The following is a 26,460-nucleotide window of genomic DNA, read 5'->3' on the forward strand; positions in this document are numbered from 1 at the left end:
ATGGGTTGGTTCGAACAACGCGGCGGGCTCGACGGCACCGTCGCCGTGATCACCGGTGGCGCGGGCGGTCTCGGGCAGGCGATCGTGCGGGATCTGGTCGCCAATGGTGTCCGACCCGCGGTCCTCGATCTCGATGCCGAAGCCGCCGAGGCCCTGCGGCACGCCATCGCCGACCACGACGCCCTGGTGCAGGTCGGTGACGCCCGCGATCCCGATACGCTGACGGCGCTGTTCGCCGCCGTCGACGAGCGCTGGGGACGGCTCGACACACTTGTCAATGTGGTCGGCGGCACCTTCCGTGCGCCTTTCACCGACACCACGCCGAAGGGTTGGGACGCGTTGCTGCGCACCAATCTGCTGCATGTCTTCCACGCCTGCGCACTAGCGGTGCCGCGGATGCGGGCCGGTGGCCGCGGTGGCAGCATCGTCAATATCACCACCATCGAAGCGCACCGTGCCGCACCGGGTTTCGCGGTCTACGCCGCCGCGAAAGCGGCCGTCGAACAGTTCGGCCGCACCCTCGCCGTCGAACTCGCACCGGACGGGATACGGGTCAACAATGTGGCCCCGGACTTCGTGCCGACGCCGAACCTGGCCAGGTTCTCACATGGCGACGGTGCCATGTCCGATCCGGCGGGGGCTCGGGTCGCCATCCCACTGGGGCGGCCCGGTCAGGCCACCGATGTCTCGAATTGCGTGGTCTTCCTCGCCTCGGCCCTTTCGGCCTACCTCACCGGCACCACCCTGCACCCCGACGGTGGCACCTCGGCATCGGCGGGCTGGTTCAACTGGCCGGAAACCGGTTGGGCAAATTACGCTCCGCTGCGCTATCTCCAGAGTTGATCCGGGTGATCGCGCGCAGGCAGAAGGCGGTCGTGCGATCGATATCGGCGGCGGTGGGCTCCACCCGGCGCCAGAGGAAATCGGTCAGACTGCCGACGGTCGCGTGTGCGACGAGCCCGGCGTCGAATTCCGGGTCCTGGCTGCCCATGTCGGCGAATGCGCGGTACAGCAGTGTGGCGAGCCGACCGCTCGGCGTGGGCGAGCCGGCATCGATATCCGGGGCCGATCCACCGGCATTCCACAGCACCGCCCTGGTCAACGTCGCCGTGGCATCGGCCGCCTGGGACAGCACCGCCTCGACCCAGCGGCGTACCTGGTCCTCCGGCGTATCGGCCGTGCCCATGCGCCGGGCGGCATAGCGCACCAGACGCTCGGCGCCATCCTCGATCAGGGCGGAGATGAGTGCGTCCTTCGATGGAAAGTGCCGGTAGAAGGCATCATTGGATAGACCGGCGGCCGCGACGATATCGGCTACGCGTGGTCGCGACGCGGTTCCGCTGGCGCGAATGACAGCCAGCGCGGCATCGAGCAGGCGGCGCACCTCATCGGCATAGGTCGCCTCGCGCTTGGCGAGCGCCCGCGCTGCGATGCGGCCCACCACATCCACCTCGGGACGTGCAAGGCTATTCTCACTCACAAGAAGAGTATTCTCGGAATTAGGAGTCGGCGCAAATGCCCGAGCGTGTCCTCACCCTGCAAGGGGCGACGAACTTCCGCGATCTCGGCGGCTATCCGACCGTCGACGGCGGATACACGCGCTGGGGAATGGTCTATCGGTCCGACGCTCCGCACCGGCTCAGCCTCGAGGATCTCGCCATCGTCGAGCGCCTCGGACTGCTGGTCGCCTACGACCTGCGCACCGACGAAGAGCGCGACCGCTCCCCCTCGGCGCTGCCCGCGGCCGTGCGTCGGATACCGCTCACCATCGGCGGCACCGCAGCCCACACCCGGGCCAATGCCGAGCTGATCCGCACCCGACCCGCGGAAATTCCCGATGACTTCCTCGCCGAAATGTACCGCCGTATGGTCGATTTCGACGCCGAGATATTCGGGCGGATCCTCACCGACTTAGCCGATGCGCAAGGTACACCAGCCCTCATCCATTGCACCGCGGGTAAGGATCGCACCGGTGTCGCTGCCGCATTACTGCTGGCAGCGCTCGGCGTCGACGAGACGACAATTCTCGACGACTACGAACTCAGTGCCATCCACTTCACCGAGCGGCGCCTGCCCCGCCTGCTCGCCCGCCTGCCCGAAGATGTCGACCCCGCGCGCTACCGCGCGGTGTTCGGTGCGCCCCGCCTGGCGATGGCCGCCATGTTCACCGCACTTCGGAAGAAACACGGGAGTATCGAGGGCTACCTGCGTACCCGGGCCGGATTATCGCCCTCGACTCTCACCTCGCTGCGCGAACGGTTGGTCGAGCAATCATGACTTCGCCTGGTACCCCGCCACGAAATCGGCGGCCTGCTTGTGCAGGTGCCGCAAGAGGATCTCCTGGTCATTGAGCGGGAACTCGGCGATCACTCGTGATTCGAGCATGGTCTGGGTGGCCTCGAGGGTATTGCAGTCCTGCAGGCCGAATTCCTTGAACGTGAGGGCGGCCAGTTCCTGTCGCAACCGATCGGTGGCATTGCGCGCCGGGGCGAAATAACAGGTGCCCTCGAAGATGTGCTTGTTGTAGGCGGTCGGCCAGTAGTGATACGTCAGGTACCAGCCCGGTGCCCACACGACGACCATGAAATTCGGGAAGAAGACGTAGGAGTCCAGCCCCCAGGCCCGGTGCCGGGCCGGATTCAGGCCGGGTGGCCGATTGTCCAGCGCGGGGATGTCCGGGCGATCCCAGGGGCCGAAATTGCCGCTGCGCAATGCCCTTTCGATCGGCTTGACCATATTCAGATCCTTGGGCGGGGCCATCCCACCCCACGAGGACACCATGCCGTGCGGCCCGTCCAGTTCGTAGTGCAGCGCCTCGAAGCCGACGTTCGACAGCTTCTGCGACTCCCCGGACACGTACTGCTTCGCATGCAGGATCGGTGCGTGATAGAACTCGGCGAAGGCGTCGATATAGAGCTTCCAATTGCTACCGACCTCGGCCCGATACTTGTACACCTCGGTCATCTCCGTGAACGGATAGCCCGCCAGCCCCGCGGCGAACTTGCCGAGATAGTCGTTCAGCGGCGCGGCCTCGTCATCGAGGTTGACGAAGATGAAGCCCTCCCATTCTTCGCAGCGCACCGACTTCAGGCCGAACCGATCCTTGTCGAAATCGAAGAACTCCTGCTCCTGCTGCACGAAGGTGGCCTCGCCCGCGAGGTTGTAGCGCCAGGCGTGGTACTTGCACGTGAACTGTCGGCAGGTACCGGCAGTCTCCTGGCCCGGATAGTCGTCCCAGACCAGCTTGTTGCCGCGATGGCGGCAGATATTGTGGAATGCGCGGATCCGCTGGTCATTGTCCTTGACGATGATCAGCGAGGTGTTCACCACCGCAAGCTCTTTGGTGAAGTAGCTACCCGTGCGCGACAACTGTTCCACCCGGCCGACATTCAGCCAGGTCCGCGCGAAGATCGCCGCGCGTTCGAGCTCGTAGTGCTCCGGCGAGATCGAATCCTCGAATGCCACCAGTCCCGTGCCCAGCTCTGGATAGTGCTCCGTCCACGACCCTTCCGCGGGCTTCGCGAAATGCGGCATCTGCAGCTCCCGTCCTATCGAATACCGCGACCAATGGGCCGCTGACACGTGTGAATGCTAGTCGTTCGTAAAGTGGATTGCTAGTCGTTCGTATAGCAGCACACTAGCCGTTCGTAAAGTAAGGTCCTTGCCGATCGTCAAGTACAGTCGTATGCACCACGGTGAGCTCAGCGGAAGGAAGGCATGACCACGGCAGATGTTGTCGCGCGTGAAGCCGACAGTCGGCAGCGCCTGATCGACGCGGCGGTGGCACTTTTCATCCGCCACAGTTTTGCCGGAACCTCGCTGCAAATGATCGCCGACGAGCTGGGCTTCACCAAGGCCGCGATCTACTATCACTTCCGCACCCGCGAGCAACTACTCCTCGCCGTGTTACAGCCACTGCTGCAACAACTCCGGTCGGTGATCGAGACCGCCGAACAGCAGCGCACCGCCCGCGCCCGCGCCGAGTCGATGCTGAACGGTTACGCCGAACTCGTCGCGGCGAGCCGATCGATCGCCGCCGTCGTCACCACCGATCCCAGCGTCATTCGCGTGGTGCGTGAGCAAGCAGACTGGCGCGAAGTGATCGACCGCCCTGTCGCGCTATTGGCAGAACCCACCTCAGGACCGGCGGGTGTCATCGCGGCAACCGCGGTGCTGACCGGTCTGGCTGGCGCCGCGTCCAGCGCACCGAACAACATCGACCAGCAGACTCTGCACCAACAGCTGCTCGACATCGGCCGCCGGATACTGGGACTGCGTAGACCGCGAAACCCGTGACGCGGCAGCGTGTTCGGAGGGAGCAAGCCACCTCAGACCGCTGGATTATTCCGTCGGATTCCCTCCGCCTCGATAAAATCCTTGCGCCGGAAGGGATCTGAGCGCGCCTCGGCTGTGCTGCGCCCGGCGGTGTTCGACAATGCTGTGGGACTGCCGTACCGGCCGCCGGACAGTGAGCGCTGCCGTTCGCCACTGGCGAACTGACCAGGATTCGACGGGGTGCGGCCTATTCCGGTGCCTCGAACCCCCCGATTTCCTGCTCGAGCAGTTCGGCCAACCGCAGCGGGGTGCGGTCCTCGAACATCGGACCGATGAGTTGCACGCCCACCGGCAGGCCCTCGGGGGATCGCCCCGCCGGTATGGCGGTGGCGGGCAGTCCGGGCATGGTCGCCAGACCCGCCCAGACGGGCTGGTCGATGTACGGGTACTCGACACCATCGATGTCGATCCGACGTTCCCCAGGGTTGTGGTCGTGTGGGAACGCGGGAGTCGGGGTGATCGGACACACCACGGCATCGAACTCGGTGAAGAGTTGCCGCCAGCCCTGGCGGTGCAGTTCGCGGCGGAGGTTCGCCTCGATCCAGTCGCGGTGGCTCGAGACCATGCCGCGCAGCCGCGCAGCGTCGAGACCGCGGTCGTCGGTGCTCAGCCCAGCAGCACGGGTCACCAGCTGCTCGTATGCCTCGGCAGGAAAACGTGCGGCGAAGTTCGAAAACATCAAGTGTGCGTAGACCGTCGCGGCTTCGGTCAGGTCGGGTAGTAGCGGACTGTGCGGTTCGACGCGGGCGCCGCCGTCGACGAGCGCGTCGGTGACTCGGTTCAGCGCGGCCCGCACCGCGGACCCGGTCGGAATGAGCGGATGGTCGTCGAGGACCAGGACACGGAACTCGGAGAGCCGCTCATGGCGCGCGGGCGGCAGCGTCAAGTCGTAGGCGACGCCGAGCGTCAGCGGGTCCGGCCCGGCCATCACATCCAGCAGCAATGTGAGGTCGCGGGCGGTGCGCGCCATCGGACCGCAGACGCCGAGGTCGCCCTCGGACGGCAGCGCTGGTGCGGGCGGGGGGACCATACCGCGACTCGCGACCAGCCCGAATGTCGGCTTATGCGCGTAGACCCCGCAGAAATGCGCCGGATTGCGCAGTGAACCCGCGAGGTCGGAGCCGATGGACAGCGCGCCGAATCCCGATGCCAGCGCCGCCGCTGATCCGCCGGAGGATCCGCCCGACGTGCGACCGTGATCCCACGGGTTATTGGTGGTGCCGTAGATCTCGTTGAAGCTCTGCCAATCTTGCAGCATGAACGGCACATTCGTCTTGCCGAGAATCACCGCGCCCGCGGCCTTCAACCGCGACACCGCCACCGCGTCCTCAGCGGGCAGATAGTTCGCAAACTGCGGCATCCCCCAGGTCGTGGGCAGCCCTGCCATGTTGTAGGACTCTTTGACCGTCACCGGAATACCGAGCAGCGGCCGGTCCTCGCCGTGAGCACGCGCCTCGTCAGCATCACGCGCGGCGGCACGCGCCCGTTCGAAGTCCGGCACACAGATCGCATTGATCGCCTTGTCGTGCCGCTCGATCCGCGCGATCGCCTCCTCGGTCAATTCCGCCGAGGTCACTTCACCGGCACGCAACGCGGCCGCGAGCTGTTCGGCCGACCGAAAACTCCACTCCATTGAACCGACCCTACCGGCCCGGCGCATATCTGGTAGGCACCCCGAGTTGAGTGTGTTCATTTGCGAATTGCATAGTGGTACTTGAGTTTCCGCAGACTGCTCAGGCGCCTGGTCGCTGCGCCGTGCGGAGGGGAATAAACGCTCGACGGCGGAGACGATCGCGACCGGGTGTGCCGCGTCTCGGCGACCGCGCTCGAGTCGGCCAGCGAAGTTCTCGCGGGCGCTCCACTCTCCGTGCGGGCCGCCCGGAAAACGGTGAGCGACGCGCTCCCATCCGGTAGACGGAGGACGGCTCGGCGGCACACCGGCGTCGGCAGCGGCTTCTGAACAGATCAATCCAGACCAAGGTCGAGCTGATTTCAGCTGATGGTCACGTCGAGTGGATCGGCGACGTCGACTGCTACCGCATCGCCCCGGGCTCGAAGGGACATGCTCTCCCGGACGTAGGTGCCATCGGTGGTTGAGTCGGAGCATCTCGATCGATGTCACGGGGCCATCGTCTTGCACCATGCGCACGATCCAGTAGTGCGGGATGCTCAACCGCGCGTACTCCGCTCGCTTCTCTACCAAGTCGGCTGTGACCGTGTTGGGAGACACCACTTCGACAACCAAAAGCGTGTCCGATGCCATCGGCTTGGTCTTCCATCTGCCACGGGGCGCATCGATGCAGCGGTAGACGATCGCATCGGGCCGCTTGTAATGGAAGGGCACCTCGGAAACCAGCATGTCGAGTTCGCCGCTTGCCCGCATGCATGGCGCCTCGCTGGGACGCTTGGACACCGCCTCGCGCAGTGCTCCCTTGATGTTGTCGCTGATCGCCACATGGTTCGGCGACGGGGATTCACGGTGCACGATCATGCCGTCACGGATTTCCACGGTCCGAGCTACGTCTTCGGGCATGTCCAGGTACATGGCCATATCGACAACCGGGATCGGTTTACGTAGCCACGACCAGTCGACAGCCTCACTCATGCCGCAAGCTAGCGTCACCGCAGGTCCACAGATCCCCACATAACGTTGCCCGAGGCCGTACGGGCTGTCGTCGGCGATACGAACGACTTCGTTCTGGTCATCCTAGGGGCGATACCGACTGGCGAGAATGATATTCTCAAATTGAGAAGGAGAACTATACGTAGCTCTCGCCGTCGTTGCGTCCGGTACGACCTAGGCCACCGCCCCGCGGCGATTCGACGAAATACCGCTTGGACGTGGTATTCATCGTCGGCGCCTACGCAGTGGTGGCTATGGCATTGCCTTCGTTCGGCGTCGAGCCCGAAATCGAGCTGCTTCCATATCTTCCGAGCGGCCACTGAGTGAGAGCCATATGCTGAGCAGCGATATGCGGGCAGGCATCGCGGCACCTGCATGGACACAGGCGGAACTACAGCGCCTGATGGATGTCCAGCCGCGCGCCGTTGGCAGATACCTGGCCCCGGCCCACGGTCCGACGGCCCGCGATGTAGTCGAAGCCGGACAAATGCTCGGCGACGCGGTAGTGGCAGCAGCCAAACATGTGCCGCATCAGCGCGTTACCTCGGCATCGATGATCTTCTCGCGCGCGGCCGCGCATACAGCTCCGCTCGATATCGAGGTCGATGCGCTGCGGTCCGGGCGCACCTTCACCACCGCGCAGGTCACCATTCGCCAGCACGATGCGCCGCGCTGCGCGGGGATCGTGCTGCTCGATGCGGGCGCGCCCGACCTGATCCGCTCGGCGGCCCCGATGCCCCGGGTAGACCCGCCTGCCCGGCTGCGCCCACTCGCGATTCCGGGCACCGAGGTGGACGGTCGCGATATGCGGGTGGTCGACGACGCTTACGACCCGGATCCGAATCGGGTCGGCCCGCCGGAGTTGTTCGTCTGGACGCGATTCCGCGACGCACCGGAGCAGGACTACCTGCATGCCGCGCTGCTGACCCAGTCCAGTACCCATTGGACGGTGGCCGCCGCGCTGCGCCCGCACGCGGGTTTCGGTGAAGCGATGGCGCATCGGTCGATCTCGACCGGAATCACCATGGCCACCATCACCTTCCACGACGATGTCGACGTGACGCGGTGGCTGCTATACGCCACCCGCGTCACCTACGCCGGGCGCGGCCACGCCCAGAGCGAAGGCCGGGTTCATACCGAAGACGGGACCGTAGTCGCCTCATACAGCGTGCACGCGATGGTGCGCGGCCTCGAACCACGCGCCGCGACCACCGATACCCTGCTCTGACCCACAGGAGAACTCGTGGAGCCATCGGGCTATATCGATCGGCCGGATTATCGTGTCGATATCCGGCGCATCCGCAATCTGGTGCGTGTCACCCACGGCGACCGGATAGTCGCCGAGTCGATCGCGAGTCTACTTGTCGCGGAACAGGATCACGGCATCGTGTGCTATCTGCCCGCATCCGATGTGCGCGTCGACCTGCTCGTCCCCCATGAGCAGACCTCGCGCTGTCCGTTCAAGGGCACGGCGCGCTACTGGCGTCCGTCCGATGGCCCGGATCCGATCGCCTGGGAATACGCCGAGCCCTATCCGGAGGTCGCGATATTGAGCGGACACATCGGTTTCTATCAGGATCGAGTCCGCGTCGAGGTCGGCGTAGCGACCCCTGCGGTCATCCAGTAAGTCCTTGGCCGTGGCTCATTCGCTCCATCGGGAGTGGGGCACGAGGCCGAGGTTCGGGTCGGCGGCCGCTTTGCTGATGAGCGTCGAGGTCCGTACCGCTCCCGCAGCAGCTCGACTCACTCGGTCTGCCGCTGCAGCACAGGCGAGGCTAGTCGGGTTCGGCCGCCTGAGGAGAACTCGTGGTGGCGGTGGGTGGGGTTCGGCCACGGCGCCGCCCCGGAGCCAATAGGCCGATGGCAACTGCGGCGACCAAGGTCAGTGCGCCGAGGATCGCCGCTGCTTGGCGGACGCCGTGGACGAATGCGGCCTTGGCCGCGTCGGCGAGGGGTTGCGCTTGCGGGCCCAGATGCTCGGCCACGGCCAGTGCGCCGACGAGTGAGCCGGAGATCGGACCGCGTATCTGTTGCGGGAGCATCGGCAGGATCGTCGCGATCTGGTGACCGTAGCCCGCGGCGAGAATGCTTCCGGCCAAGGCTATTCCGATCGCGGCGCCGACCTCGCGCGATACGTCGTTCACGGCTGCCGCGACGCCGTGCTGGTCGGCAGGTACACCCGCCGTGATCGCGGTCGTGGCAGGTGCCGCCGACAGGCTGATGCCTAGACTGACGATCAGCAGCGGCCAGACGACATCGAAATAGGTGCCATCAACCGACAAGCGGGCGACCGCCAGGAGCCCGACGCCCAGCAGTGCGAGGCCGCAGAAGGTTTGCAGCCGCAAGCCGAATCGTTCGGCGAGCCACGGCGAGATCGGCGATATGGTCACGAACGGAATCATCATCGGCGCCATGGCCAGCGCCGAGATGAGCGGACGGTAGCCGAGAATCAATTGCAGGAACTGCACGACGAGCATGAACATGCCGAACGAAACCAGGAATTGAATGGCGACGGAGGCGGTCCCGGTGCCGAATCGACGGTCGGCGAAGAGCCGGACGTCGAGCAGCGGCGCCGCCATCCGCAATTCGATCAGCGCGAACGCTCCGATCGATAGGAGGCCGCCGATGGCGGCACCGATCACCAGCGGATGCGACCAGCCGAGCTGAGGCGTCTCGGTCGCCGCCGCCACGATCAGGCCGACGCCGATTGCCGAAGTCAGTGTGCCCCACGGGTCGAAACCGGGCCGTGCCGATGCGATGGATTCGGGGATGACGCATCCGGTGACGGCAAGCAGCGTGCTGGATGCGCTCATCGCCGCCATGATCGAAAGCCAGGTCCAGAACTGCAACAGCACACCGGACACGAGGATTCCGCCCACCGCGCCCATACCCACGGAACCGGCCCACATCCCGACGGCGACGCCGCGCCTGCTCTCCGGCAATCCGGCGGTGAGCAGCGACAGCGTCGACGGCATCACCAGCGCGGCGCCGACCCCGGCCGCCGAACGAGCCGCGATAAGCCATATCGGACCGTCCAACAGCAGCGGCACAGCGGAGAAGAGCGCGAACACCCCCAGACCGGTGAGCAGCATCCTGCGGCGTCCGTACCGGTCCCCTAATGCGCCGCCGGGCAACACCAGACAGGCCAGCGCGAGGGTGTAGCCATCGACGATCCAGGTCAGCTGCTGCTGGGTAGCGCCGGTCGCCGCGGCAATCTCGGGCAATGCGGTGTAGAGCGCGGCCATCGACGCGACGATAAGCGCCACCGCCGCACAGGACAGCATCAGCGCCCACCGCTGGATGACGGACAACCGTGTCGCGGTGGAGTCCATGGCCTGCCCTACTTCAGCATCATGCCGCCGTCGACCGGTAATGCCACCCCGGTGATATAACGGGCGTCCTCGGAAGCAAGGAACAGCACCGCGTTGCTGATATCTTCCGGTTCCACCCAGGCGATCGGCAGCACGTGGAACATCTGCGCGACCGGGATGAAGTCGTCGACGGTCGGATTCTCCAGATCCGGTCGGAACATGCGGAAGGTGGGCTCGTTCAGCAGCATCGGCGTCGCCACGTTCGTAGGGCAGATCGCGTTCACGCGAATGCTCTTGTCTCCCAACTCCATTGCCAGCGAGCGCATGATGCCGATGACACCGTGCTTGGCAGCGGCGTAATGGCCGATGTTCGGGACGGCGCGCAGGCCGCCGATCGAGCTGGTGAGCACGATCGACCCGCCGCGACCGCCCGCGACGATATGCGGCACCGAGACCCGGGTGGTCATCCAGACACCGGTCATATTGACGTCGATCATGTCGCGCCAGGTCTGTTCGCTCATCTTGTCCATCGCATCGCCATCGCTGGCCAACCCGGCATTGGCCACCACGATGTCGAGGCGACCGAGTTGCGCGACACCGTCATCGACCACGGCCTGCATGGTCTCCAGATCGCGCACATCGGCCTCGACGGCGATGATGCGCCTGCCGGTAGCCTCGACAAGCGCGACCGTTTCGGCCAGGTCGTCCGGTGTCGACATCGGAATGGTGACACCGTCGAGCTGCTTACAGACATCGACGGCGATGATGTCGGCGCCTTCCTGCGCCAGTTTCACGGCATGACTGCGACCTTGGCCGCGTGCGGCACCCGTGATGAAGGCGACCTTGCCCTCTACTCGTCCGGTCATCGGTATCACTCCCTGGATTCATGGCCGCCGGCCCGGTGCCGACGGCGCAGCAACAGCAGAACTGTCAGCAGCACGGCGGCGAGGGTGACCGCGCCGTAGCGAGCCGCACCGCTCATTCCGCTGGCGGCGAGCAGATCGATCGGTGCGGCGGGCACACGAGGCTCGGCGACACCCCCTGATTCGGCACTGTGCCCAACTTGCCCATCAGCCGAAGCGGATTCGGGCTCGCTGGGTTTCCCCGCGGTGATCTCGGCCGCGAGATTGGTGGCGAACGTTGCGATGAGCGTGCCGGCGACCTCGGCGAGCGCGCCTCGGCCGAATTGGGCCGGTTTACCCGTGACGGCGAGGTCGGTGTCGACGAAAACCTCTGTCACGCCATCGGATTCGACGAGTCGGCAGGTAATCGTCGCCTTCGCGGTGCCGTTGCCGCGTGCCTCTCGCCCGCCGCCTTCGAGGACCGCGATCCCGGCCGCCTCGTCCTGAGAGGCGATCTTGATGGTGCCGGTATAGGACAGGGTGACGGGACCGAGTTTGACCTTGATCTTGCCGCTGTAGTCGTCGCCGTCGCGCCCGGTGATGGTCGCTCCGGGAACGCAGGGGGCGATCCGCTCGAGGTCGAGCAGCACCCGCCAGGCTTGTGCGGCGGGGGCGGGAATGCTGAAGGTGTTCTCGAACTTCATGCGGACTCCTTCGCGATCGATTCCGCGGCCGCACGAACGGCTTTCACAATCCCCTGATACCCCGTGCACCGACAGACATTGCCGGACAATGCCTCTCGGATCTCGTCATCGGATGGATCTGGGCTTTCCTGCAGGAATGCGGTCACGCTGGTGATGAATCCCGGTGTACAGAAACCACATTGGAGTCCGTGACAGTCACGGAAAGCGGCCTGCACCGGGGACAGGCGGCCGTCCGGCGATGCGATCCCCTCCACGGTCGTCACCTCCGCGCCGTCGGCCTGCACAGCCAGGACCAGGCAGCCACGCACCGCCTGCCCGTCCAGCAATACCGTGCACGCACCGCACACCCCGTGCTCGCAGCCCAGGTGGGTTCCGGTCAGCCCGCATATTTCGCGCAGGTAGTCGGCCAGCGTCAGCCGAGGTGGCACCCGATGGCGCCGGCCCCGCCCGTTGACCCGCACCTCGATATCGATCTCAGTCATCGCTCGCCTCCTCAACGGCGCGGCGCCAAGCGCGCGCCACCATCACCGCCCCGACCCGTTTGCGGTAGTCGGCCGTGCCGTGCAGATCGGACGCCACCGCGTCCAACGGTTCCGTTGCGGCATGACCGACCTCGTCGGGAGCGACTTCGGCGATGTCGCGGCCGATCAGTTCCGCCTCGAGGGCGGTGGCCCTACTCGGGGTGGGTCCGAGTCCGAAAAGACCGATACCGCACCGGTCTATGTGGGAATCGGCGTCGAGGCCGACGGCCACGGCAGCGCCCGCCAACGCGAAATCGCCGCTGCGGCGGGCGAATTCCTCGATCGCGAAACCACACCGGCCGTGCCACGCCGGAAAGACGATCCCGGTCAGCAGTTCGTCGGCGGCCAGTTCGGTGCTCCACATGCCGGTGAAGAAATCCGACGCGGACAAGGTGCGACGCCCACGCGGCGACTCCGCCTCGAAGCGCGCGTCGAGCACCAGCGCCACCGCCGGATATTCGGCCGCGGCATCGGCGTGCGCGATCGAGCCGCCTATCGTGCCGCGGTTACGGATCTGGGCATGACCGATCAGCGGGGTGGCCCGGGCCAGCAGCGGCACCGCTCGGTTGATCTCCGCGGACCGGCCGACCGTGGTGTGGGTGGTGCCCGCCCCGACCCACACCGATTCCCCGCGCGGCTCGATACCGCACAGTCGATCGATACGACGCACGTCGACCAGATGCTCGGGGACCGCCAACCGCAAGGCCAGCATCGGCACCAGACTCTGTCCACCGGCGATGAGCTTCGCATCGTCACCGAGTTCGGCGAGCAGCTCGACGGCCGCCATGGCGGAGATCGGCGCGTGATATTCGAACGGCGCGGGTTTCATGCCGACACCGTCCCGGTTACCTCGGCGCGCGCCCGGTCGACCAGTGCCACAATCGCCGTGGGCGACAGCGGCAGTTGGCCGACCTCCACACCGAACGGTGCCAGGGCATCGACCACGGCATTGATCACGGCGGGCGCGGACCCGATCGCGCCGCCCTCGCCGACCCCCTTGAAACCGCCCGGACCGGGACTCGGTGTCTCGACATGTCCGACCTCGATGACCGGCACCTCGGTCGCGGTTGGCAGCAGGTAGTCCATGAAGGTTGTGCTGATCGGATTCCCGCTGTCGTCATAGGCGAGGTGCTCGTACAGCGCGCCGCCGATGCCCTGGACGGTGCCGCCGAAGATCTGGCCCTCCACCACATCCGGGTTGATCATCGGCCCGCAGTCCTCGCTGACGATGTAGCGCAGCAATGTCACCGCACCTGTTTCTATATCGACCTCGCAGGTGCACACATGGGTCGCGTTGGCCCAAATCATCATGTGCGGCGTCCGATATCGGCCGCTGGCCTCCAAGCCCGCGGGCACTCCCGGCGGCAGGTCGTATCCGTTGAAATAGGCGATGTCGGCTATCTCGGCCAGCGTCATCGCCGCATCGGGCACGCCACGGACCCGCGCCTGTCCGCGCGTCAACTCCACATCCTCGATGGGCACGCCCAGTTTGTGGGCGGCGATCGCCACCATCCGCTCACGCAGTACGGCGGCCGTCTCCGCGATCGCGCCCGCCAGCATGGAACCCGACCGGCTGCCGCCGGTGCCGCCGCCGAACGGTGCCAGTGCGGTATCGCCTTGAATCGTGTGGACATCGGCGAGGTCCACACCGAGCGCATCGGCGGTCAGCTGAACGACGGTGGTCTCCAGACTGTTTCCCGACGATCCGCCCGACACATACACATTGACCTTCCCGGAGGGTTCGATCCGAATGGTCGCGCCTTCGGTGCTGTGCAGCGGCGTACCGCCGGTGGTCGGTTCGAGGTAGGTACAGGTGCCGACCCCGAGATAGCGTCCATCGGCCCGGGCGCGCCGCTGCTGATCGCGGAAGGCGTCGTAGTCGAGCATGGCCAGTGCCTGCTCGAACGTCTCGGACGGCGACACATCGGAATACGGCATGCCATTGGGGTTGAACATCGGAAATTCGTCCTGGCGCAACATATTGCGTCGTCTCAGCGCCACCGGATCCATCCCCATCCGGCGCGCCGCGGTATCCAACAGCACCTCGCGGGCCACCGACTCGAACTGCCAGGGACCGCGATAGGCGACACGTCCCACGGTGTTCGAATACATAAGCCGCACATCGAAAGTCGCGGCAGGAACCCGGTACGGACCCGGGAACAGCATGCCGACCGGGATGGCGGCTGTCAGCGGTGACGGCGTCGGATACGCGCCGACATTCTGCACGTAGTCGATGGCGGCGGCGAGAATGGTGCCGTCGGCATCGAAGGCCATGCTGACATCGCCGTGCTCGTGCCGGGCCATACCGCCCGCCATCAGGTTTTCCTGCCGATCCTCGATCCATTTCAGCGCCACCGGCAGCTTGCGGGCGGCCAGCACGATGCAGACGTCCTCCCGCAATGGCGCGGCCTTGAGCCCGAAGCCGCCGCCCGTATCGCGCATGATGACCCGCACCGAATGTTCGGCGATGCCAAGCAGTCGCGCGCAGAAGCCGCGGATCTCGTGCGGCACCTGGGTGGATGCCCAGACCGTCAGCTCCCCGCTGGGAGCCCACCATTGCGCGATCAAGCCCCGCGTCTCTATCGGCACCGGCGCGTACGCCTGTTGAAAGATCTGCTGCCGCACCACATATGCGGCGGAATCGAAGATCGGGTCGAGCTCTGCCGCGGGACGACCGCTCAGCGCGCCGGCTAGGTTGCCCGGGCACTGCGCATGCACCAGTTCGGTGGTTTCGTGTGCCGTGCGGTAGTCGACGACCGGCTCGAGCGGTTCGTAATCGACGACCACCAACTCGACCGCATCCTCGGCCACATACCGATCGAGGGCGACCACCAGGGCGACCGGATCGCCGACGAACCGCACCTCGTCCTCGGCCAGCGGCGGCCGCGGCACCGGCGGCAGTCCGGGGGCGTCCAGCGAGTACGAGAACTCGTGCACTTCCGGATTCAGGTCGGCCGCCGTGAACACGGCATACACTCCGTCGAGCGCCGCGGCCCCCGCGGTATCGATGCCGACGATGCGACCACGCGGGATCGGACTTCGCACGAAGCAGGCGTGCAGCATGCCCGGCCGATGCACATCGTCGACGAAACTGCCCGCGCCGGTCACCAACCGGAGGTCTTCGACCCTGGGGACCCGGGTGCCGACGAATCCGGCCGGCGGCGCTTCGGTCACCTGACGAATCCCGATATCTGTCATCAGGCGGGCCTCCCATTCACTGTGCGGAGCGTTTCCGCCACCACCGGGTAAATGGTGTCGGGAAGCGCTCTCCCGGAAGAAATATGCACTACGGCAACGAAATTCTGAAAACAGGGAAAAAGGGCAACGCAATCCGTTCGAATCACCGCGACCCGACACCCCTCGGAGCCGCTCATCGCTGCTGATGAATTGTCTAGCACCGCATCTATAACGGTGTCAAGAGCGCAATATGTCTTGACTGAAAATTACGATCTCTTGTCGGGCACTTATGATTCTTTCACCTGCACCTGCCGTCGCGCAATGTTGTCGAGAGGGTCGAGCATGCGGGAACTGACCGCGTCATTACTGCGCTGGCACGCGACCGATACGCAATACGCGATCGCGACCGTCATCGGGGCGACCGGAAGCGCTTCCCGACCGGGCCTCACCGACACCGAGCTGGCTCGCCCGCACTCGCCTACCGGCCTGTGAGCGATCGGACCTCGGGCGAGGCCGCCGTCGCCATCGCAGCCGAAATCGTCGCGGTCCATCGCGGCGGATCGCCCCGAACCGCCGCACGCCACCGATCGGCCGATCCATCCTGCCGAAAGCGTTCCATCGCGACAGTAACACGGTTACTATGATAACCGTGTTACAGTTCTCGAGTGAGTCGGACAGCAGTACGGATTCCGTCGAAGAAGATCATCGAAACCGTGCTCGCACTGCTGCAGACCGACGGCTACGACGCCGTTCAACTGCGCGAGGTAGCGCGGCGCGCCCACGTATCCCTCGCGACCGTGTACAAGCTGTTTCCCACCCGGGACGCGTTGATCATCGCCGCGGTCCACGAGTGGATGGCCACCAACACCTATCCCGACATCGCACCGCCCACCCCCGAGGAATCGATCGCCGACGGCGTGATTCGCGTGCTGCGACATGTGTTCGAGCCGTGGGAGCGGAATCCAACGATGCTCGAGGCGTTCCACCGGGCCCACTCGGCTCCGGGCGGGGCGCGTCTGAGCGTCGACGGGTTCGCCGCGGTCCTGCCGGTAGCCGGACAGATCCTCGACGGTGCCGATCCCGAGTACCTCGAGGACATCGGACTGATACTGACCAACGTGATCTACGCCCTGATCGCGCGGGTCGCCGACAAGACCCTCGACATCGACGAGATCCTGCCGATACTCGAGCGCACCGTGCGGCGCCTCACCGCGGACAACACGGATCAGGACCGGGCCGTTCGCGAGCGGCGCAGCGACACCGACCAGCGGCAGCCATTAGTACTGGATCCATCGATCACCGCACCTTTCGTACGAGAACGACCCCGGGACGCCGACGCGTCGGCGCAGGACGACGCCGCCCATCGACCGAACGCGGGCTAGCAGGTCCCGAGCACAGCCCCACCGTCGGCCGGGTCACCGCGACACCGCAGCCGGGCCACAACGGGGGGTGGTATTTCTGATCGGAAATCCGGTCGTTCAACAGAAATAGAATTGAGTTATACGGGTGACCGAAATTTTCGGTTCCCTAATACGAGGCACCCTCCGATTATGATGCGGTGAAGGTGCATTCCAGCGCGCCGAAAAAAGGAATCGACAGCCGAGAAAATATTCGCTCGCGCCTATTGACCCGACCTTCGACTACGCGCACAATCATCGGCGTAGCAAATCGGATCGGAAAATCGGATTCGATTTCGAGCAGCTTTCTCCGCATGCGCTGCCCCATAATCCCACGAAAGTGATTTCGCGATCGATGTTGATCCCGCACACTCCCGCGCCCGCCGAACCGGAGCTACCTCACAATGCGGCGGTGGCCAATGGAATTGTGACAATTCGCTTGGACGGTGCCGCGACGTCACAGCCCCGCCGAGCCGGCGAGACCGTGCTCGAAACCGCACGCCGGGCCGGGCTGACACCACCGTCTTCCTGCGAGGCGGGTAACTGCGGAACCTGCATGGCCACCCTCGTCGATGGGCGGGTCGTGATGAAGGTGAACGACGCGCTGACCGACGACGACGTCGCGGCCGGCTACATCCTCACCTGCCAGGCCGTTCCCCAGACCACCTTGATCACTGTGGAATACCCATGACCTCCCGACCCAGGAGCCGACGATGACCGATTTCGACACCATCGACTACTTCACCGATCCGGCACTCGTGCCCGATCCCTATCCGTATTACGACCATCTACGCGCCAAGTGCCCGGTGACCCGGGAGCCGCACTACGACGTCCTCGCGGTGACCGGATACGAGGAGGTCTCCGAGATACTGCGGGACGCCGAGACGTTCTCCTCGTGCATCGCGGTGGGCGGCCCGTTCCCGCCACTGCCGTTCCAGCCCGAAGGCGAAGACATCAGCGCGCAGATCGAGCAGCATCGCACCCAGCTGCCCATGTACGAGCACATGGTCACGATGGATCCGCCGCAGCACACCTATGCCAGGTCGGTGCTGAACCGACTGCTGACACCGGCACGGCTGAAGGAGAACGAGGAGTTCATGTGGCGGTTGGCCGACCGTCAGCTCGACGAATTCCTGGCCAACGGCCGCTCCGAATTCGTCGCCGAGTACGCGAAACCATTCTCGCTCTTGGTGATCGCCGATCTGCTCGGTGTTCCAGAGCAGGACCACCAGGAGTTCCGGACCGTGCTCGGCGCTGACCGACCCGGCAGCCAGGTCGGTTCGCTGGACAAGGTAGCGATGGGCATCAATCCCTTGGAGTGGCTCGACGAGAAGTTCAGTGCCTACATCAGCGATCGGCGGCGCGAGCCGCGCGATGATGTGCTGACCTCGCTGGCGCTGGCGAAATATCCGGATGGGTCGACCCCCGAGGTCCTCGATGTGGTCCGTTCGGCGACGTTCGTCTTCGCCGCGGGTCAGGAGACGACCGCCAAACTGCTCGCGGCCGCCGTGCGCGTCCTCGGTGACGATCCGGAACTGCAGCGGACGCTGCGCGCGGATCGCAGCCGCATCCCGGTATTCATCGAGGAAACGTTGCGCATGCACGCGCCGGTCAAGAGCGGTTTCCGGCTCGCCCGTCGGAACACCGAGGTCGGCGGGGTAGATGTACCGGCCGGATCCACCCTCATGGTCTGCCCCGGCGCGGCCAACCGCGACCCGAAACGGTTCGAGAACCCGCACGAGTTCCGCTTGGATCGCGCGAACTTCCGCGAGCACATGGCCTTCGGACGTGGTGTGCACTCCTGCCCGGGCGGTCCGCTGGCCCGGGTGGAAGGTCGGGTCTCGCTCGAACACATTCTCGACCGAATGCTGGACATCACGATAGATGCGGACGAGCACGGTCCCGCGGACGACCGCAGTTACCGCTACGAGCCCACCTACATCCTGCGTGGACTCACCGATCTGCATATCCGATTCACGCCACGAGACGCATCCGCGCCGCGACAGTGAGTGGGTTTCGTGTCGATCATGTTCGAACCCGACGGCCGAGGTCCCTCCTCGGTTCGCCTGCTGCTGACCGGTCTCTGTTGCGCGGTCGTCATCGCGGCGGCCGCCACCGTGATGGTCGCGAATTCCCGTGGGGCACTGCGCAAAACCGTGACGGTGACCGCCGTCATGGCGAATGTGGGCGACGGGCTGCCTACCAAGTCGGATGTGAAATTCCAAGGGCTTCGCGTCGGGTCGGTGACGGCGGTGACCCCGGCCTCCGAAACCGGTATGAACGACGTTCGCATCGAGCTGAGTCCGCACTTCGCGCAGACGATTCCGGCCACGGTGACCGCGCGGGTGGTGCCGAGCAACGTATTCGCGGTGCCCTCGGTACAACTCGTCTACAACGGTGCGGCACCGGCGCTGACTTCGGGAGCCCGGATCAGCCAGGATCACAGCCTGGCGACCGTGCGCCTGCAGACCTCGCTGGACCAGCTGCGGCGGATCATCGCCGCGGTCGGCCGCGACGAAACCGACAATGCGGTGGGCATGTTGGCGACCCTCGCCGAAGCCACCGAGGGGCGCGGCGCGGGCATCGAGAATGCGGCGGCACGGCTGCGGGAGATCGTCGTCGAACTGGACAAGGTCGTCTCTGTCGATGCGGCGCCATCCACACTCGACTCGCTCTCGGCCGCGATGCGTGAACTCCATTCGGCCGCACCGGATCTACTCGACGCGATGCACCACGCGATAGTGCCGCTGCAGACGGTCGCAGAGCAGCGCGCGAAACTCACCGCGCTGCTGTCCGGTGGCCTGCACACGCTCGGGACCGTCGGCAGCGCATTCGACAACAACACCGACAAGATCATCGATATCACCACGCACATGTCACCGGCCCTCGGCGCACTCGGTGACGGCGCGAGCAAGTTTCCACAGATCAGTGTTTCGCTCACGCGCATGATCGCCCGATTCGACGAGTTGTGGAATCCGCAGACCCAACGGATCAACGCACGCGTCATCCTGCAGCTGACACCCAACCGGCAGTACACCTCGGCGGACTGCCCCCGATACGGCGAGCTGGCCGGTCCCAACTGCGCGAGCGCTCCGGCGACACCCGCCCCGGCCGATGGCTTGCCGCCCGGCTTCGATCCGCGCCGCTTCCAACCACCGGACTCCCTGCTGAGCAGCGACATCGGGCCGGTCGGCAGTGCCGCCGAACAGCAGCGGATCGCCGAAATCCTCGGCGGCGAACCGAATGCGGCCGCGGACATCCTGTTCGGTCCGCTGGCCCGCGGCGCCACTGTGTCGATCATGCCGGACCCGAACGGAGGCACGCGATGAGCTACCGCGGTTCACTGCTCGTGCTGATCGTCTTCGTGATCAGTTCGGCACTGCTCAGCTGGTCGGTCGCCGTCACCCTCGAACGCGGCATCAGCGGCGAGACCACCAGATATTCCGCACTGTTCACCAACGTATCCGGCCTACGCGTCGGCGATGACGTGCGGATGGCCGGGGTGCGGGTCGGCCGGGTCGAATCGGTCGAGTTGGCGGGCGCGCTCGCGCGGGTCGGTTTCCGTGTCCACAGTGATCAGGTACTCACTGGGAACACCACCGTATCGGTGACCTATCAGAACCTGATCGGTCAGCGCTATCTCGGTGTGGCCATGGGCAACCACGGCGACCCCACCGCACTGAAACCGGGCGCCGAAATCCCCGTTGACCACACCGAGCCGTCGTTCGATATCTCCAAGCTGCTCAACGGTTTCGAGCCATTGTTCGGCACACTGGACCGGAACGCGGTCGACAACATCACCGGCGCTCTGATCAAGGCGTTGCAGGGCGACAACGGCTCGGTCACCACGCTGATCGCCGAGACGACCCGGCTGGCGGAATCGTTCGCCGGGCCGGACGAGGTGCTCGGCCAGGTCATCTCGAACCTCGCAACCATCGTGGGCAACCTCGCCCAGCAGAGCGGAAATCTGACCACGGTGATCGACCGGACGCGCACCGTTTTCCAAGGCCTGCAACAGAATCGGCAGGCATTGTTCGATTCCGTGGATCGGATCGCGACGGTTGTCGCCCGCGCGTCGGAGATCGTAACTGCCGACCAGCCCACCCTCGTCGACTTCCTGAATCGGGAACCGGGATTCGCACAGCATTTCTTGGACAACAAGGCCAAGTTCGAGTACCTCGGCTACAACTTGCCGTTCGTCCTGAAAGGGCTGGCCCGCATATCGCAGGCGGGCGGCTACATCGACGCCTACATCTGCGATGTGACCCTGTCGCTCGTCCCAGGTCTGACGCCGGTGATTCCGCAAATAGTCGACGCGGTGACCCCCGGCGGGGTAGCCCAACACACCTCCAAGTGCAGGTAGTTCACATGCGTACACCGTGGAATCTCGACGGCCACAAGCGAATCCCGCGTCGGCAACTCGAAGACCTCAACAGACCATGGCTCGGATTCACCGCGATCGCCCTGCTGGTCGTCGCCGTCGTCGCCGCACTGGCCGTCAACTCGCTCGATATCGGTGAGCGAAGCCTGGAGGCGGACTTCGCCCAGGCCGCGCAGCTCGGAGCGGGCGATCAGGTGACGGTTGCGGGGGTGCCGGTCGGCCATGTGGTCGGCCTGCGCTTGGCGGGCGACCATGTGACGGCAACGCTGAGCATCGCCGACAATGTGGCGCTCGGCCCAGCCACGACCGCGACGATCAAACTCACCACCTTGCTCGGCAATCGGTACGTGGAACTGGCGCCGGCCGGCTCCGGTGCACTGCCTAATGATCGAATTCCCTTGGCGCAGACCAATGTCCCCTACGATCTACAGTCAGCACTTGCCGATGCCACGACCACCCTCGACCAGGTCGATGCCGATAAGGTCGGGCAGGCGCTCACTGAACTGTCCACCCAACTGCACGGGTTACCGCAGCTGATTCCATCGGTGATGCAGAACGTCACGACGCTGTCCGGTGTGATCGCCGAACGTCGCGGACAGATCGGCACACTGCTGACCAGCACCAGCCAACTCACCACGGTCATCGAGAACCAGCGGACCGGGCTCGGCGTGCTGGTCGACGAGGGCCGCGACCTGCTGCGGGAGGTCGCGGCCAAGCGGCAGGCCATCGCCGCCCTCATCGCGGCGACCAGCAATGTGGTGCGAACGCTGCAGCCGATCGTCGTGGACGACCAACCGGAAATTCAATCCCTGCTCGATAATCTCGGCCAGTTGGTGCAGATGCTCAGTCGGCACGACGATCTGCTGCGCAACATATTGCAAATCCTTCCGGTGCCCTGGCGCAGCTGGGCGGACGCAACCGGCTCCGGCACCGAACTGGATGGGAACGCGTCCTCGGGAGCGTTCGTCGACTCCTTCATGTGCGCGCTGGTCGCCCGCGCGAAGGCCCAGCTGCCGCCCTACTCGGAGGACTGTCGATGAGATCGTTACCCCGTCCCATCAAGCTGGTTCTCATGCTCGCGGCCACCGCGCTGATCGTCGGTGCGGCCAGCGCTCCGCTTTCCCTGCTGAAGCGCGAAACTAACACCCTCACAGCGCATTTCGACAGCGCCTCCGGGGTCTTCGTCGGAAACCCGGTGGACGTGCTCGGCATGCGGATCGGCAAGGTGACCAGTGTCGCGCAACGCGGCTCATACGTCGAGGTGACGATGAATGTGGATGCCTCCGTACGGATTCCGGCCGATGTCACGGCGGTGACCGTTTCGGATTCGGTGCTGACCGACCGGCACATCGAACTCACTCCGGTCTACCGCGACGGACCGACACTGCCCAAGGGTGCGACGTTAGGTACCGATCGGACCAAGACCCCGGTCGAATTCGACAGTCTGCTCGCGATGGCGGACAGGCTGTCCACCGCACTGCAGGGCGACGGGCAGGGGCACGGCCCGATCGCCGATGCGGTCGATGTCGGCGCGGCGGTGGCGACCGATAACGGCGACCAGATCAAGACCGCGCTGGACCAACTGTCCCGAGCGCTGCGTATGGGCGACGATCACGGCGCCGCCACCAAGAACGCGATAACGACCCTGGTGCGGAACCTGGACACGCTGACCGCCGCGGCCGCGAACAACGACCAGACGATTCGCGAGTTCGGCGCCGGGGTCCGTCAGCTGAGCGACCTACTCGCCGAACAAAACCTCGGCACCGGCGACACCGGCGCAAAGCTGAACGAAATCATCACCCGGACAACCGATCTCATGCAGCGCAACCGCGGCACGCTGGCCGGTACGGCGAGCGGAGCGAACGTCATCTTCCAGAGTCTGTCGGATTACAACCGCAACGTCGCGGAATTCATGGACCTGTTCCCGCTGGTCGTCGACAACGCCTATGCCGTGATCGAGCCGAATGTGGGCGCGGGTCGGGTGCATGTGAATGTGGACAAGGTCGCCCTGGACGGACAAATGGTGAAGCAGGTGTGCAACCTGCTCGACCTGAAACAGCTCGGCTGCAACACCGGGAAGATGTCGGATATGGGGCCGGACTTCGGCATCGTGGCCATGCTGGCCGGAATCGCGGGTTTGCCGAAATGACCACGAGGAAAACAACATTCACCGTTGCCGCCGTCATGTTGCTGTCCACGGCACCGGCGAGCGGGTGTTCGGTCGGACTGGACCGGATACCGCTGCCCGCCCCATCGGTCGGCCCGCACAGCTTCGCGCTGACGGCCACCTTCGCCAATGCGCTCAATCTCCCGACCAAGGCCAAGGTGAAGGTCGACGGCGCCGATGTCGGGGAGGTCGAGTCCATGACGGCCCGCGATTACGCCGCCATCGTCACGTTGCGGATCCGATCCGAGGTCGTGCTCCCGGCGGGCACAACCGCCGAATTGCGTTCGGCCACACCGCTCGGCGATGTGTTCGTCGCGCTCGATCCGCCACCGAATCCGTCTCCCGGCGCTGGTGCGCTGCACGATGGTGACAGCATTGCGCAATCGTCGACCTCGGCGGCGGCCACCATCGAGGAGGTGCTCACGCGGGCGGCATTGCTGGTCAACGGCGGCGTGATTCGCGATCTGACGAAGGTGATCAACGGTCTCGGCGCCGAATTCGGCGGGCGCGGCGACCGCATGGGTGAGCTGATCGCCCAGACGACCGCCTTGGTCCAGACCCTCTCGGCGCGGTCGGACCAGATCCGGGCGGTAGTGCACGACACCGCCGCGCTCACCGCCACCCTGGCCGCGCAACAGTCGGTGGTGAACGACGCGGTCGCCGCCGCGGGCCCGGCGCTGGATGTCGTGGCGGCCAGCACGCAGAACATCGTGGATATCGCCGCCCAGTTGAATCGGATCGCCGGTCAGCTCATGAAGTTTCCCTCGATCAACGGCACCGGAAGGCGCAGCCTGATCACCGATATCAACAATCTCGCCGCGGGACTGAACACCGCCGCGACCGATCCGAATGCCAACCTCGACTGGCTGAATTACACCATGGCCATTGTCGGTGGCAAGGTGGGAAACTCCAGCGCCGCCACCGTCGACGCCGATATTTTTCAGATTGCGCTCGGCGCGGTGCCCGACCCGAACTTCCCGGGCAATCCGGAAGCCCGGATGCCCGACCAGACCGACTGGGCCAACTTCGCCGGTTCGTTGGCGTACACGTTGGGCCGGTTGTACGGCCGAGTGATCGGGCCGGGACGATGAAGCACCCCGAACCGAATCGGCCCTTCGAGGTTCGCCTGGAGTCGGCGGCGAGCGCGGCGCTCGCGATCACCGACCGGTTGGCTCGTCATCGGCTGGTCGTCTCCTTGATCGCCCTGGGGGCCACGCTGATAGTCGGCGCAACATATGTCGTATTCGGTTCACTCGAGCTGAACCCGCTCGCCTCGACCTATCAGATCCGGGTCCGCCTGGCCCAATCCGGTGGTCTGCTGCCCGACCGGGATGTGACGGTGCGGGGTGTCCGTGTCGGGCGGGTGTCTTCGGTCGATCTCGTGGACGGTCAAGTGGTCGCGGTCGCCTCGATCGAGGCAGGCACCAAGATCCCGACCGACAGTACGGTCCGGGTGGCCGGCCTGTCACCGGCCGGTGAGCAATACCTGGATTTCGTGCCCGCCACCTCCAGTGGCCCGTATCTCGCGGGCGGCGCGGTCATCGGCGCCGACCGCACCACGGTGCCGGTGCAACTGGCCCAACTGCTCGGCGACCTCAACGGCACCATCGCCCAACTCGATCCCGACAAACTCCAGGCGATCGTGCACGAATTGGGCGCGGGTTCGGCGGCGCCGGAAAAGCTGGCGGCGATCATCGATGGCGGCGCCTTCATGATCACCACCCTGGGTGCGGTACTTCCGCAGACGGTCAGCCTGCTGCGCCATAGCGAGGTGGTGCTCGGCACCGCACGCGACCTCGGACCTGGCCTCGCGATTACCGCCGCCGATCTCGAGCACACGCTCGCCGGGGTGAATTCGATGACGGGCGGGTTCCAAACCCTCCTCGACGCCGCGCCGGAGATGCTGCGGACCATGGACCAGATCATCGCCGACAACTCCCCGACCATGGTCCAACTGCTCGGGAATCTCGCGACCGTTGCCCAGATGTCCTACGTTCACGTACCCGCCATAAACAATCTGTTCTTCCCGACAAGCCGGGCCGGTTCGGCCGCAGACGCATTGGGCACCGCATTCCACGACGGCGCGATCTGGGCGATCGCCAACATCTATCCGCGAAAGCAGTGCGACTACAACCTTCCTCGCCTGCCCATGACCGTCGCCGACCATCCCGAACCCTACTTGTACGCCTACTGCACCGACCCGGATCCGACGCTCGTGCCGCGCGGAGCCCGCAATGCACCACGGCCCCCCGGCGATGACACCGCGCACCCGCCGCCCGGAGTCGATCCGCTGGCGACCGCCGATCCGACACCGCAGGGCCCGCTGTCGATCCCGGCACCTTATGGCGGTGCACCCGTTCCGGCATATGTGCCGCCGAAGTAGCAAATAACAACGAAGGCCAGGAGTTTCGATGAAGCAACCAGTGCTGGAGACGGAAACCTCTACCGAGACAACCGATTCTGAGTCGGTGGCCGAAGACTCGATCGTGCATGAGCAGGCCGCACAGCCATCCTGGCGGCGTTGGGTACCTCGCGCCGCGGTCGGCGCCATCGCCGTCGTCGGGGTATCGGCATCGGTGGTCGCGGGCATTCTCGGCTGGAAAATGCACGATCGCGATGCGGTCGATGTCGCGGCCCGGCAGGCCGCGACCACCGCGCAGAACTACGCGATCACCTTGACCAGCATTGATTCTCAGCACATCGAACAGAATTTCGCGGCCGTGCTCAGCGGTGCGACCGGTGAATTCAAAGACACCTACACCCAGTCGAGTAACCAGCTGAAGACGCTGCTAGTCCAGAACAACGCGGTGAGCAAGGGCAAAGTGGTGGGCTCCAGTATCAAGTCGGCGACCAAGGACCGCGTCGAGGTAATGCTGTTCGTCGATCAGGAGGTCACCAACTCGGTGAGCCCCGACCCGCGGATCGACCGCAGCCGCATGGTCATGACCATGGAACGAGTCGGCGACAGCTGGCTGGCCAGCAAAGTGGAACTGGTGTGATGT

At 65.4% G+C, this 26,460-nt stretch carries 25 protein-coding genes and 1 pseudogene; 16 read left to right on the plus strand and 10 right to left on the minus strand.

Going from position 1 to position 26,460, the window contains the following annotated elements; genetic code table 11:
* Nucleotides 1–843 (plus strand): SDR family NAD(P)-dependent oxidoreductase, encoded by an 843-nt coding sequence (locus ACQP2U_RS29425; protein WP_433710444.1) that lies wholly within the window; start codon nt 1–3, stop codon nt 841–843.
* Here ACQP2U_RS29425 and ACQP2U_RS29430 read toward each other — a convergent pair.
* The gene (locus tag ACQP2U_RS29430) at nt 785–1,480 is read right to left on the minus strand and encodes a TetR/AcrR family transcriptional regulator (RefSeq protein ID WP_433710445.1); all 696 of its coding nucleotides are present in this window, start codon (nt 1,478–1,480) and stop codon (nt 785–787) included. The genes ACQP2U_RS29425 and ACQP2U_RS29430 overlap by 59 nt on opposite strands.
* A 35-nt stretch (nt 1,481–1,515) precedes the next feature.
* Here ACQP2U_RS29430 and ACQP2U_RS29435 point away from each other — a divergent pair, with 35 nt between their 5' ends.
* A complete protein-coding gene (locus ACQP2U_RS29435) occupies nt 1,516–2,277 on the plus strand; it encodes a tyrosine-protein phosphatase (RefSeq protein WP_433710446.1) in 762 nt (253 codons plus the stop codon).
* On the opposite strand, the gene ACQP2U_RS29440 is transcribed toward ACQP2U_RS29435, so the two are convergent.
* Nucleotides 2,272–3,534, minus strand: coding sequence for an aromatic ring-hydroxylating oxygenase subunit alpha (locus ACQP2U_RS29440; RefSeq protein WP_433710447.1), 1,263 nt, complete (start codon nt 3,532–3,534; stop codon nt 2,272–2,274). The two genes, ACQP2U_RS29435 and ACQP2U_RS29440, sit on opposite strands and share 6 nt — an antisense overlap.
* A 183-nt stretch (nt 3,535–3,717) precedes the next feature.
* On the opposite strand from ACQP2U_RS29440, the gene ACQP2U_RS29445 reads away from it, so the two are divergent.
* Nucleotides 3,718–4,296: a TetR/AcrR family transcriptional regulator gene (locus ACQP2U_RS29445; protein WP_433710448.1), complete on the plus strand. Its 579-nt coding sequence runs from the start codon at nt 3,718–3,720 to the stop codon at nt 4,294–4,296.
* Between the two features lie 226 nt (nt 4,297–4,522).
* Here ACQP2U_RS29445 and ACQP2U_RS29450 read toward each other — a convergent pair whose 3' ends face one another.
* Both ACQP2U_RS29450 and ACQP2U_RS29455 read right to left on the minus strand, forming a co-directional pair.
* Nucleotides 4,523–5,968, minus strand: a complete 1,446-nt coding sequence (locus ACQP2U_RS29450) for an amidase (RefSeq protein WP_433716613.1) — start codon at nt 5,966–5,968, stop codon at nt 4,523–4,525.
* A gap of 519 nt (nt 5,969–6,487) precedes the next feature.
* A pseudogene (locus tag ACQP2U_RS29455) lies at nt 6,488–6,940 on the minus strand (Uma2 family endonuclease); the annotation flags it as partial.
* A gap of 352 nt (nt 6,941–7,292) precedes the next feature.
* Here ACQP2U_RS29455 and ACQP2U_RS29460 point away from each other — a divergent pair.
* Complete coding sequence (locus tag ACQP2U_RS29460) at nt 7,293–8,186, plus strand: acyl-CoA thioesterase (protein WP_433710449.1); 894 nt, start codon at nt 7,293–7,295, stop codon at nt 8,184–8,186.
* Between the two features lie 15 nt (nt 8,187–8,201).
* Nucleotides 8,202–8,585: a DUF427 domain-containing protein gene (locus tag ACQP2U_RS29465; protein ID WP_433710450.1), complete on the plus strand. Its 384-nt coding sequence runs from the start codon at nt 8,202–8,204 to the stop codon at nt 8,583–8,585.
* Nucleotides 8,586–8,733: 148 nt separating this feature from the next.
* Here ACQP2U_RS29465 and ACQP2U_RS29470 read toward each other — a convergent pair whose 3' ends face one another.
* The 6 genes from ACQP2U_RS29470 to ACQP2U_RS29495 are packed head-to-tail and all read right to left on the minus strand — an operon-like array spanning nt 8,734 to nt 15,534.
* The gene (locus tag ACQP2U_RS29470) at nt 8,734–10,290 is read right to left on the minus strand and encodes an MFS transporter (protein WP_433710451.1); all 1,557 of its coding nucleotides are present in this window, start codon (nt 10,288–10,290) and stop codon (nt 8,734–8,736) included.
* Nucleotides 10,291–10,298: 8 nt separating this feature from the next.
* The gene (locus ACQP2U_RS29475) at nt 10,299–11,135 is read right to left on the minus strand and encodes a mycofactocin-coupled SDR family oxidoreductase (RefSeq protein WP_397028013.1); all 837 of its coding nucleotides are present in this window, start codon (nt 11,133–11,135) and stop codon (nt 10,299–10,301) included.
* 5 nt (nt 11,136–11,140) lie between these two features.
* Nucleotides 11,141–11,815 carry an SRPBCC family protein gene (locus ACQP2U_RS29480; RefSeq protein ID WP_433710452.1) on the minus strand — a complete coding sequence of 225 codons (675 nt, stop codon included), beginning with the start codon at nt 11,813–11,815 and terminating at the stop codon, nt 11,141–11,143.
* Nucleotides 11,812–12,297, minus strand: a complete 486-nt coding sequence (locus tag ACQP2U_RS29485; protein ID WP_397028009.1) for a (2Fe-2S)-binding protein — start codon at nt 12,295–12,297, stop codon at nt 11,812–11,814. The genes ACQP2U_RS29480 and ACQP2U_RS29485 overlap by 4 nt, the downstream gene beginning before the upstream one ends.
* Nucleotides 12,290–13,165, minus strand: a complete 876-nt coding sequence (locus tag ACQP2U_RS29490; protein WP_433710453.1) for an FAD binding domain-containing protein — start codon at nt 13,163–13,165, stop codon at nt 12,290–12,292. Before ACQP2U_RS29490 ends, ACQP2U_RS29485 begins: the two co-directional genes overlap by 8 nt.
* The gene (locus ACQP2U_RS29495; protein ID WP_433710454.1) at nt 13,162–15,534 is read right to left on the minus strand and encodes a xanthine dehydrogenase family protein molybdopterin-binding subunit; all 2,373 of its coding nucleotides are present in this window, start codon (nt 15,532–15,534) and stop codon (nt 13,162–13,164) included. Before ACQP2U_RS29495 ends, ACQP2U_RS29490 begins: the two co-directional genes overlap by 4 nt.
* A gap of 321 nt (nt 15,535–15,855) precedes the next feature.
* Here ACQP2U_RS29495 and ACQP2U_RS29500 point away from each other — a divergent pair, with 321 nt between their 5' ends.
* The 11 genes from ACQP2U_RS29500 to ACQP2U_RS29550 all read left to right on the plus strand — a co-directional run bounded on the left by ACQP2U_RS29500 (nt 15,856) and on the right by ACQP2U_RS29550 (nt 26,457).
* Nucleotides 15,856–16,005: a hypothetical protein gene (locus ACQP2U_RS29500; protein WP_433710455.1), complete on the plus strand. Its 150-nt coding sequence runs from the start codon at nt 15,856–15,858 to the stop codon at nt 16,003–16,005.
* 173 nt (nt 16,006–16,178) lie between these two features.
* Nucleotides 16,179–16,895 (plus strand): TetR family transcriptional regulator, encoded by a 717-nt coding sequence (locus ACQP2U_RS29505; protein ID WP_433710456.1) that lies wholly within the window; start codon nt 16,179–16,181, stop codon nt 16,893–16,895.
* A gap of 427 nt (nt 16,896–17,322) precedes the next feature.
* A complete protein-coding gene (locus tag ACQP2U_RS29510; protein WP_433710457.1) occupies nt 17,323–17,601 on the plus strand; it encodes a 2Fe-2S iron-sulfur cluster-binding protein in 279 nt (92 codons plus the stop codon).
* A gap of 22 nt (nt 17,602–17,623) precedes the next feature.
* Nucleotides 17,624–18,919, plus strand: a complete 1,296-nt coding sequence (locus ACQP2U_RS29515) for a cytochrome P450 (protein WP_433710458.1) — start codon at nt 17,624–17,626, stop codon at nt 18,917–18,919.
* A gap of 18 nt (nt 18,920–18,937) precedes the next feature.
* On the plus strand, nt 18,938–20,239 hold the full coding sequence (locus tag ACQP2U_RS29520; RefSeq protein ID WP_433710459.1) for an MlaD family protein: 1,302 nt from the start codon (nt 18,938–18,940) through the stop codon (nt 20,237–20,239).
* Nucleotides 20,236–21,273 (plus strand): MlaD family protein, encoded by a 1,038-nt coding sequence (locus ACQP2U_RS29525; protein ID WP_433710460.1) that lies wholly within the window; start codon nt 20,236–20,238, stop codon nt 21,271–21,273. Before ACQP2U_RS29520 ends, ACQP2U_RS29525 begins: the two co-directional genes overlap by 4 nt.
* A gap of 5 nt (nt 21,274–21,278) precedes the next feature.
* The gene (locus ACQP2U_RS29530; RefSeq protein ID WP_433710461.1) at nt 21,279–22,331 is read left to right on the plus strand and encodes an MCE family protein; all 1,053 of its coding nucleotides are present in this window, start codon (nt 21,279–21,281) and stop codon (nt 22,329–22,331) included.
* Complete coding sequence (locus tag ACQP2U_RS29535; protein WP_433710462.1) at nt 22,328–23,440, plus strand: MCE family protein; 1,113 nt, start codon at nt 22,328–22,330, stop codon at nt 23,438–23,440. Before ACQP2U_RS29530 ends, ACQP2U_RS29535 begins: the two co-directional genes overlap by 4 nt.
* Nucleotides 23,437–24,549 carry an MCE family protein gene (locus tag ACQP2U_RS29540; protein ID WP_433710463.1) on the plus strand — a complete coding sequence of 371 codons (1,113 nt, stop codon included), beginning with the start codon at nt 23,437–23,439 and terminating at the stop codon, nt 24,547–24,549. Before ACQP2U_RS29535 ends, ACQP2U_RS29540 begins: the two co-directional genes overlap by 4 nt.
* Nucleotides 24,546–25,841, plus strand: coding sequence for an MlaD family protein (locus ACQP2U_RS29545; protein ID WP_433710464.1), 1,296 nt, complete (start codon nt 24,546–24,548; stop codon nt 25,839–25,841). The genes ACQP2U_RS29540 and ACQP2U_RS29545 overlap by 4 nt, the downstream gene beginning before the upstream one ends.
* A 28-nt stretch (nt 25,842–25,869) precedes the next feature.
* Nucleotides 25,870–26,457, plus strand: a complete 588-nt coding sequence (locus ACQP2U_RS29550) for a hypothetical protein (RefSeq protein ID WP_433710465.1) — start codon at nt 25,870–25,872, stop codon at nt 26,455–26,457.
* Nucleotides 26,458–26,460: the final 3 nt, after the last annotated feature.

It is taken from the genome of Nocardia sp. CA-084685, from assembly GCF_050955785.1.
Classification (GTDB): Bacteria; Actinomycetota; Actinomycetes; order Mycobacteriales; family Mycobacteriaceae; genus Nocardia.